This window comes from Vibrio genomosp. F10 str. 9ZD137 (genome assembly GCF_049974785.1).
In the GTDB taxonomy this organism is placed as follows: Bacteria; Pseudomonadota; Gammaproteobacteria; order Enterobacterales; family Vibrionaceae; genus Vibrio.
Genome location: NZ_JBNGCJ010000265.1, coordinates 1 through 6807, shown reverse-complemented (window position 1 = coordinate 6807; position 6807 = coordinate 1). Strand labels below are relative to the sequence as shown.

Sequence of the window (6807 nt, the reverse complement as noted above, 5' to 3'; positions counted from 1 at the left end):
ACCGCTCTTCCGATCTTTCGGTATTAAAGCTGACGTTTCTTACATTTCTACTGGCGGTGGCGCTTTCCTTGAGTTTGTTGAAGGTAAAGTACTTCCAGCTGTAGCAATGCTTGAAGAGCGTGCTAAGAAGTAATTGATGAAAGCGGGAATAAAAATTTCCGCTTTTTTTATGTTTGTTTGATACAATGCGCGCGTTGTGAGCAAACGTTTGCAAGTTTTTAAACTTTAGTTTTTTAATCTTAAAACGATAGAATAAATAGGACTTTTTCCATGTCTAAGATCTTCGATTTTGTAAAACCTGGTGTAATTTCTGGCGATGACGTACAGAAAGTATTTGAAGTAGCAAAAGAAAACAAATTTGCTCTTCCTGCAGTAAACGTAGTCAATACTGATTCAATCAACGGTGTTCTAGAAGCAGCTGCTAAAGTTAAAGCTCCTGTTGTTGTTCAGTTCTCTAACGGCGGTGCTGGTTTCTTCGCTGGTAAAGGCGTGAAACTTGAAGGTCAAGGTGCACAAATCCTTGGTGCTGTAGCGGGTGCAAAATACGTACACGCTGTTGCTGCTTCTTACGGCGTTCCAGTTATCCTGCATACTGACCACGCGGCTAAGAAACTTCTTCCATGGATCGACGGTCTACTAGACGCTGGTGAAGAGTTCTTCGCACAAACGGGTAAGCCTCTATTCTCTTCTCACATGATTGACCTTTCTGAAGAGTCTCTAGAAGAGAACATCGAAACTTGTGCTAAATACCTAGCGCGCATGGCTAAAATGGACATGACGCTTGAGATTGAACTAGGTTGTACTGGTGGCGAAGAAGACGGTGTTGATAACACTGATATGGATGCATCTGAGCTATACACTTCTCCTGAAGATGTTGCATACGCTTACGAGATCCTAAACGCAGTTAGCCCACGTTTCACTATCGCTGCTTCTTTCGGCAACGTACACGGTGTTTACCAAGCAGGTAACGTAGTGCTTACTCCAACTATCCTACGTGACTCTCAAGCATATTGTGCAGAGAAGTTCGGTATCGCACCTAACGCTCTAAACTTCGTATTCCACGGTGGTTCTGGTTCTTCTGAAGCTGAAATCCAAGAGTCTATCGGCTACGGTGTTATCAAAATGAACATCGACACTGATACACAGTGGGCAACGTGGGACGGTATCCGTACTTACTCAGCTGAAAACTTTGATTTCCTTCAAGGTCAAATCGGTAACCCAACTGGTGAAGCTGCGCCAAACAAGAAGTACTACGATCCACGCGTATGGCTACGTGCTGGTCAAGCTTCAATGGTTACTCGTTTAGAAAAAGCATTTTCTGACCTAAACGCAATCGACGTACTATAATTTAGTCTTCGATAACCGTTTTAAAAACCCGCTCTCTAGCGGGTTTTTTTATGCCCTAAATTCATTTCTAAGACGTGATTAAACCTAGCGAAACATTACATTTATGCGTAACCTGTAACAGGTTGTTATCAAAAGTGGTCTAGTAACGTAAGTTAACCAAACTCTTACTTTGCAATGCGCCATAAATAAGATATTGTGCCAAAAATTCGACGGCATTTGTAACGGTTTGTTTCTAAGGCTGCGGGTGTTAAATGTGTTTGGTTTAGATGTATTTTAAGAGGACTAAGATATGGCAGAGGGCTCACTGGAGATTGAAACTCCTTTGGTTGATGGGTTAACACATGCGGAAACGTGGTTAACGAATAATTCCGATTTATTTGTTCAATATGGTGTGAACATTATTTCCGCAGTACTTATTCTGTTTATCGGTAATATGATCGTTAAAGCAGTGGCGAATAGCGTTGCGAAGGTTTTAAAGAAAAAGGATATGGACAAGGCCGTTATTGAATTTATTCATGGTCTAGTTCGTTACCTGTTGTTTGTGATTGTTCTTATTGCAGCATTGGGCAGGTTGGGTGTTCAAACCGCTTCTGTTGTTGCTGTTATTGGTGCTGCGGGTCTAGCTGTGGGTCTTGCTCTGCAAGGTTCGCTGTCAAACTTTGCTGCAGGTGTACTGATTGTTGCATTCCGTCCGTTTAAGTCTGGCGACTACGTGGAGATTGGTGGGGTTGCTGGTTCAGTTGAATCTATTCAGATCTTCCAAACGGTATTAACAACGCCAGATAACAAAATGGTTGTTGTGCCAAATGGCGGTGTTATTGGTAGCCCAATCACTAACTATTCTCGTCATGATACTCGCCGTGTTGATCACGTGATTGGTGTGTCATACAGTGCCGATCTAAAGAAAACGGAACAAGTTATTCGCGAAACACTTGAAGCTGACCCTCGTTTAATTAAAGAGAAAGGTATTCAAATTGGTGTGAGCGCACTTGCTGATTCATCGGTTAATTTTGTCGTGCGACCTTGGTGTAAAACCGCCGATTATTGGGATGTTTACTTTGATACGCTTCAAGCGATAAAAATTGCTTTGGATGAAAATGATATCGAAATCCCATTCCCTCAAATGGACGTACACCTTAATAAAGTCGATTAATAAAAAGACATTTTTAGGTTGGGCCGAATAGCAACGGTCTGCCATAGCAAAAGCGAGTTCATCCAGCCCAGTATGTGAGATATATGGGTTGTATGAGACTCGCTTTTTTATTGTTGCTCGCTATAAGCTTCCAGACGTTAATATGATGAAATACAGGGCTGAGTGAATCTCAATGACAATAAGATAAGTCTAGGTAAAAGTTATGTCAGGTTATTGGTGAAATGGTAGCCAATGGTAAGGGATGGCCTATTATATAAGTGATAAAACTATAAGGTATTAAAGATGAAGATGTTACCTATTTTGACCTTAGTAACCAGTGGTTTGATGAGCTTAACTGCATTTGCTACTGCCCCTAATTTTCCTCATCTAGTGACGACGGGTTACGGGGAAGTTCAGGCAACCCCAGACATGGCAGAGTTTACGGTGAGAGTGGTTGAAACGACCATGACCGCAGAGCAAGCCAAACAATCTGTTGATACGGTGGTCGATGACTTTATTGCTCAGCTTAGCCAACATGGCGTGACAAGCGAAAGCATCAATAGCTCAAATTTGTATCTGACCCCTCAATATCATTACCCTAAAAAAGGCAAACCAGAGCTGGTGGGGTACCGTGCATCTCGTACTGTGACGGTAAAAGTGGATGATTTGACCAAGCTTAATCAATACCTGGATGTCGCCTTAAATGAAGGCATAAATCAGGTTGATGCTATTCGTCTAAAAGTTCGTGATGAAAGCAGATATCAACAACAAGCGCGACTTGCTGCAATAAAAGACGCCAATGCCAAAGCAAAGTCTTTAGCGCAAGGTTTTGAACAAGAGATAGGTGGCGTATGGCGCATAGACTACAACATGCCAAGTACTCAGCCTGTTCTTATGCGTTCAATGTCAATGGATGCAAAAGCGGAAAGTAACAGTTATCAAGACTCTACTCTAGTGATTCGAGATAGAGTGGATGTGATTTACAAGCTTGAGAATGAGTGAGTGGCTCAGTAACCACCAGCCTTGAAGAGGCGTGTTAAGGCTTTAAATCTAAGAATGATAGAAATAAAAAAGAGAGCCGAAGCTCTCTTTTTTAACATCAGAATCTAGTCAGTTCTTAAAGAACGTGAACAGAAGCTGTGTTAGTTGTACCTGAAGCAACCAATGCGCCAGAAACCATTAGTACGATGTCGCCTTTCTTACCAAGACCAGACTCTAGAGCAATAGTCTTACCGTTGATGTAGAAAGCGTCTGTGCTTTCGATTGAATCAACAAGAACTGGCTTAACACCTTTGGTCAGTACTAGCTGCGCTGCTGTTTTCTTGTTGGTAGTAAGAGCAAGAATGTTTGCTGTTGGGAAGTACTTACGTACTGAACGTGCAGACTTACCGCCTTCAGTTGCAACAACGATTAGAGGAGCAGCTAGCTTCTCTGCTGTGTCTACCGCACCTTTACATACTGCTTCAGTGATACGTAGACGTGGGCTGTCTAAACGAGAACCTAGCTCAGCTTTAAGAGCGCTGTCAGTACGGTTAGCGATTTGAGCCATGATAGTTACGGCTTCAACAGGGTACTTACCTTTGGCTGTTTCGCCAGAAAGCATGACAGCATCAGTACCATCCATGATAGCGTTCGCAACGTCACCCGCTTCAGCACGAGTTGGACGTGGGTTGCTGATCATTGAATCAAGCATTTGAGTTGCAGTGATAACCATCTTACGTGCGCGGTTACACTTCTCGATCATCATTTTTTGAGCGAAGATTACTTCTTCAGCTGGGATTTCAACACCTAGATCGCCACGAGCAACCATGATGCCGTCAGAAGCTTCAAGAATTGAATCGAAGTTATCAACACCTTCTTGGTTCTCAATTTTTGAGATGATGTGGATGCTTTCGCCGCCATTAGCGTTTAGAAGAGCACGGATTTCTTTAACATCTTCTTCTTTACGGATGAAAGAAGCAGCAACGAAATCAACGCCTTGCTCACAACCAAATTTAAGGTCAGCTTTGTCTTTTTCAGAAAGAGCTGGAAGTTGAACAGAAACGCCAGGAAGGTTAACACCTTTGTTTTCACCTAGAGCACCGTTGTTAAGAACTTTACACTTAACTTCAGTTTCAGACGTTGAGATCACTTCCATTTCGATAAGGCCGTCATCGACTAGAATAGTGTTACCAGCGGTTAGGTCTTTAGCAAAACCTAGGTAAGTAACAGCAACGATATCTTTATTACCTACAACTGAAGCGTCAGTTGTGAAAGTGAACTCTTGACCAGCTACTAGGTCAACGTCATTGCCGCCGTCTAGTTTGATCGTGCGGATTTCAGGACCTTTAGTGTCAAGAAGGATAGCAAGTTGCTCGCCTTTTGCTTCCATTACAGTGCGGAAGTTCGCAATACGAGTGCCGTGCTCTGCAAAGTCACCGTGTGAGAAGTTCAGGCGCATTACGTTCATGCCTGCATTCACTAGCTCAGTTAGTTTCTCAACAGATTCAGTTTTTGGGCCGATCGTACATACGATTTTGGTCTTTTTCATGGAAGATACTCTCCGGTAAGTAATATTTAAATTTGAAATTGGTTTGTCATTTTAATGTAGAACCTGCGTTTAGCATTTCTTATTAGCCAAAACTCATTGGTTTTTAAATAACTACATCAGTCTTGTAAGTCTTTCACTTGTTTTAGTCATTTTATGACCAAGTAAAAGCGCAAATATTGGGTTTTTATAGGACTCACCCCACTTGCTTGGGTAAGTTTGCAAACAAATAACGACTAATTCTGTAATTTATTTTCTTTTCGGGCGCAATTCTACCACCGAATCATTCCAATATCACGGTATAGAGTTGTCTTAGGACAAGGTTTTGGTATGAAATATTTATTTTTTAGATCGAAATAAATGGACGATTATCTTTCGTTTTGACTATAATTGGTTTCAGTTTGAAACTTTAAGTGGACTTTTTGATGTCGAAACGAAATACACAGCTTAGAAGGCACGCCATTTCAAACCTAATTATGGAGTTGGGAGAAGTCAGCGTAGAGGAATTATCCTGTAAGTTTACAACATCTGAAGTCACGATTAGAAAGGATCTGGCTGAACTTGAGAAAAATGGCCAGCTATTAAGACGCTATGGTGGTGCAATTGCACTACCCAAAGAAGTCGTCAATGAAGAGCTTGGCCCTAAAGTTTCGCCTCGAAAGATCAAACTTGCAACTGCCGCCGCGAATCTTATTCGAGATCATAATCGCATTGTGATTGACAGTGGCAGCACCACTGCTGCTCTTATACAGCAGTTGAATCATAAAAACGGATTAGTGGTGATGACCAACTCTTTAAATGTGGCGAATGCGCTGAATGATCTTGAAAGTGAGCCAACCTTATTAATGACCGGTGGCACTTGGGATACTCACTCAGAGTCCTTTCAAGGACAAGTTGCAGAGTCTGTGTTGCGCTCTTACGATTTTGATCAGCTATTTATTGGCGCCGATGGGATCGATCTTAGCCGAGGAACGACTACATTTAATGAGTTAGTCGGGTTAAGCAAGGTCATGGCTGAGGTGTCACGGGAAGTTGTGGTGATGGTTGAGTCTGAAAAACTGGGCCGAAAAATCCCCAATTTAGAATTGGGTTGGGAAAGTATCGATGTATTGGTGACCGATAGCGATCTTTCACCAGAACATTGTGCTGAGATTGAATTCAATAATGTGCGAGTCATTCTCGCTTAAAAATCTCACTTAAAAAGAATGTTAGAAAAGACAACGTCCCTATTTTATGGCTTTCGCTTGCCGCCTTGGGGATGAACACAATAAAAATATAATGGAGTAATACTATGTGTGGAATTGTAGGTGCCGTTGCGCAGCGTGATGTAGCCGAGATTTTAGTAGAGGGCCTTCGCCGTTTAGAATACCGAGGTTATGATTCAGCAGGTGTTGCTGTGGTTGATAGCGAATCTAACCTAACTCGTGTACGCCGCCTAGGTAAAGTACAAGAGTTAGCAGACGCAGTAGACGAGCAACATGTCATTGGTGGTACTGGTATTGCACATACTCGCTGGGCGACACACGGTGAGCCATCTGAAGCGAATGCACACCCTCACATGTCTGGTGATATTGCCGTTGTACACAATGGCATTATCGAAAACCACGAAGCACTGCGCGTTCTCTTGCAAGAGCGTGGCTACGTGTTTACTTCACAAACGGATACTGAAGTTATTGCTCACCTAGTTGAGTGGGAATTGCGCACATCAGACTCTTTGGTTGAAGCTCTCCAAAAAACAGCAAAACAATTAGACGGTGCATACGGCACGGTAGCTGTTGATCGTAAAGATCCTAGCCGTATT

At 42.4% G+C, this 6807-nt stretch carries 6 protein-coding genes and 1 pseudogene; 6 read left to right on the top strand and 1 reads right to left on the bottom strand.

Going from position 1 to position 6807, the window contains the following annotated elements; all coding sequences use genetic code 11:
* The 4 genes from pgk to ACP45E_RS04420 form a co-directional block, all read left to right on the top strand.
* Nucleotides 1-133: phosphoglycerate kinase (pgk, locus tag ACP45E_RS04435; RefSeq protein ID WP_069584741.1), on the top strand; the 133-nt coding region annotated here is incomplete at its 5' end.
* A gap of 137 nt (nucleotides 134-270) precedes the next feature.
* On the top strand, nucleotides 271-1347 hold the full coding sequence (fbaA, locus tag ACP45E_RS04430; RefSeq protein WP_017035146.1) for a class II fructose-bisphosphate aldolase: 1077 nt from the start codon (nucleotides 271-273) through the stop codon (nucleotides 1345-1347).
* 289 nt (nucleotides 1348-1636) lie between these two features.
* Entirely contained in the window at nucleotides 1637-2500 is an 864-nt protein-coding gene (gene mscS, locus ACP45E_RS04425) for a small-conductance mechanosensitive channel MscS (protein WP_017035147.1), read from the top strand.
* 282 nt (nucleotides 2501-2782) lie between these two features.
* The gene (locus ACP45E_RS04420) at nucleotides 2783-3481 is read left to right on the top strand and encodes an oxidative stress defense protein (RefSeq protein WP_017035148.1); all 699 of its coding nucleotides are present in this window, start codon (nucleotides 2783-2785) and stop codon (nucleotides 3479-3481) included.
* A 115-nt stretch (nucleotides 3482-3596) separates the two neighbouring features.
* On the opposite strand, the gene pykF is transcribed toward ACP45E_RS04420, so the two are convergent.
* Nucleotides 3597-5009 carry a pyruvate kinase PykF gene (gene pykF / locus ACP45E_RS04415; protein ID WP_017035149.1) on the bottom strand — a complete coding sequence of 471 codons (1413 nt, stop codon included), beginning with the start codon at nucleotides 5007-5009 and terminating at the stop codon, nucleotides 3597-3599.
* 422 nt (nucleotides 5010-5431) lie between these two features.
* On the opposite strand from pykF, the gene ACP45E_RS04410 reads away from it, so the two are divergent.
* Both ACP45E_RS04410 and ACP45E_RS04405 read left to right on the top strand, forming a co-directional pair.
* A complete protein-coding gene (locus ACP45E_RS04410) occupies nucleotides 5432-6193 on the top strand; it encodes a DeoR/GlpR family DNA-binding transcription regulator (RefSeq protein ID WP_026026655.1) in 762 nt (253 codons plus the stop codon).
* Nucleotides 6194-6297: 104 nt separating this feature from the next.
* A pseudogene (locus ACP45E_RS04405) lies at nucleotides 6298-6807 on the top strand (glutamine--fructose-6-phosphate transaminase (isomerizing)); the annotation flags it as partial.

Coding starts and splice junctions, on each gene's coding strand:
- mscS (WP_017035147.1), top strand. CDS start 1,637: ATGGCAGAGGGCTCACTGGAGATTGAAACTCCTTTGGTTGATGGGTTA.
- ACP45E_RS04410 (WP_026026655.1), top strand. CDS start 5,432: ATGTCGAAACGAAATACACAGCTTAGAAGGCACGCCATTTCAAACCTA.
- fbaA (WP_017035146.1), top strand. CDS start 271: ATGTCTAAGATCTTCGATTTTGTAAAACCTGGTGTAATTTCTGGCGAT.
- pykF (WP_017035149.1), bottom strand. CDS start 5,009: ATGAAAAAGACCAAAATCGTATGTACGATCGGCCCAAAAACTGAATCT.
- ACP45E_RS04420 (WP_017035148.1), top strand. CDS start 2,783: ATGAAGATGTTACCTATTTTGACCTTAGTAACCAGTGGTTTGATGAGC.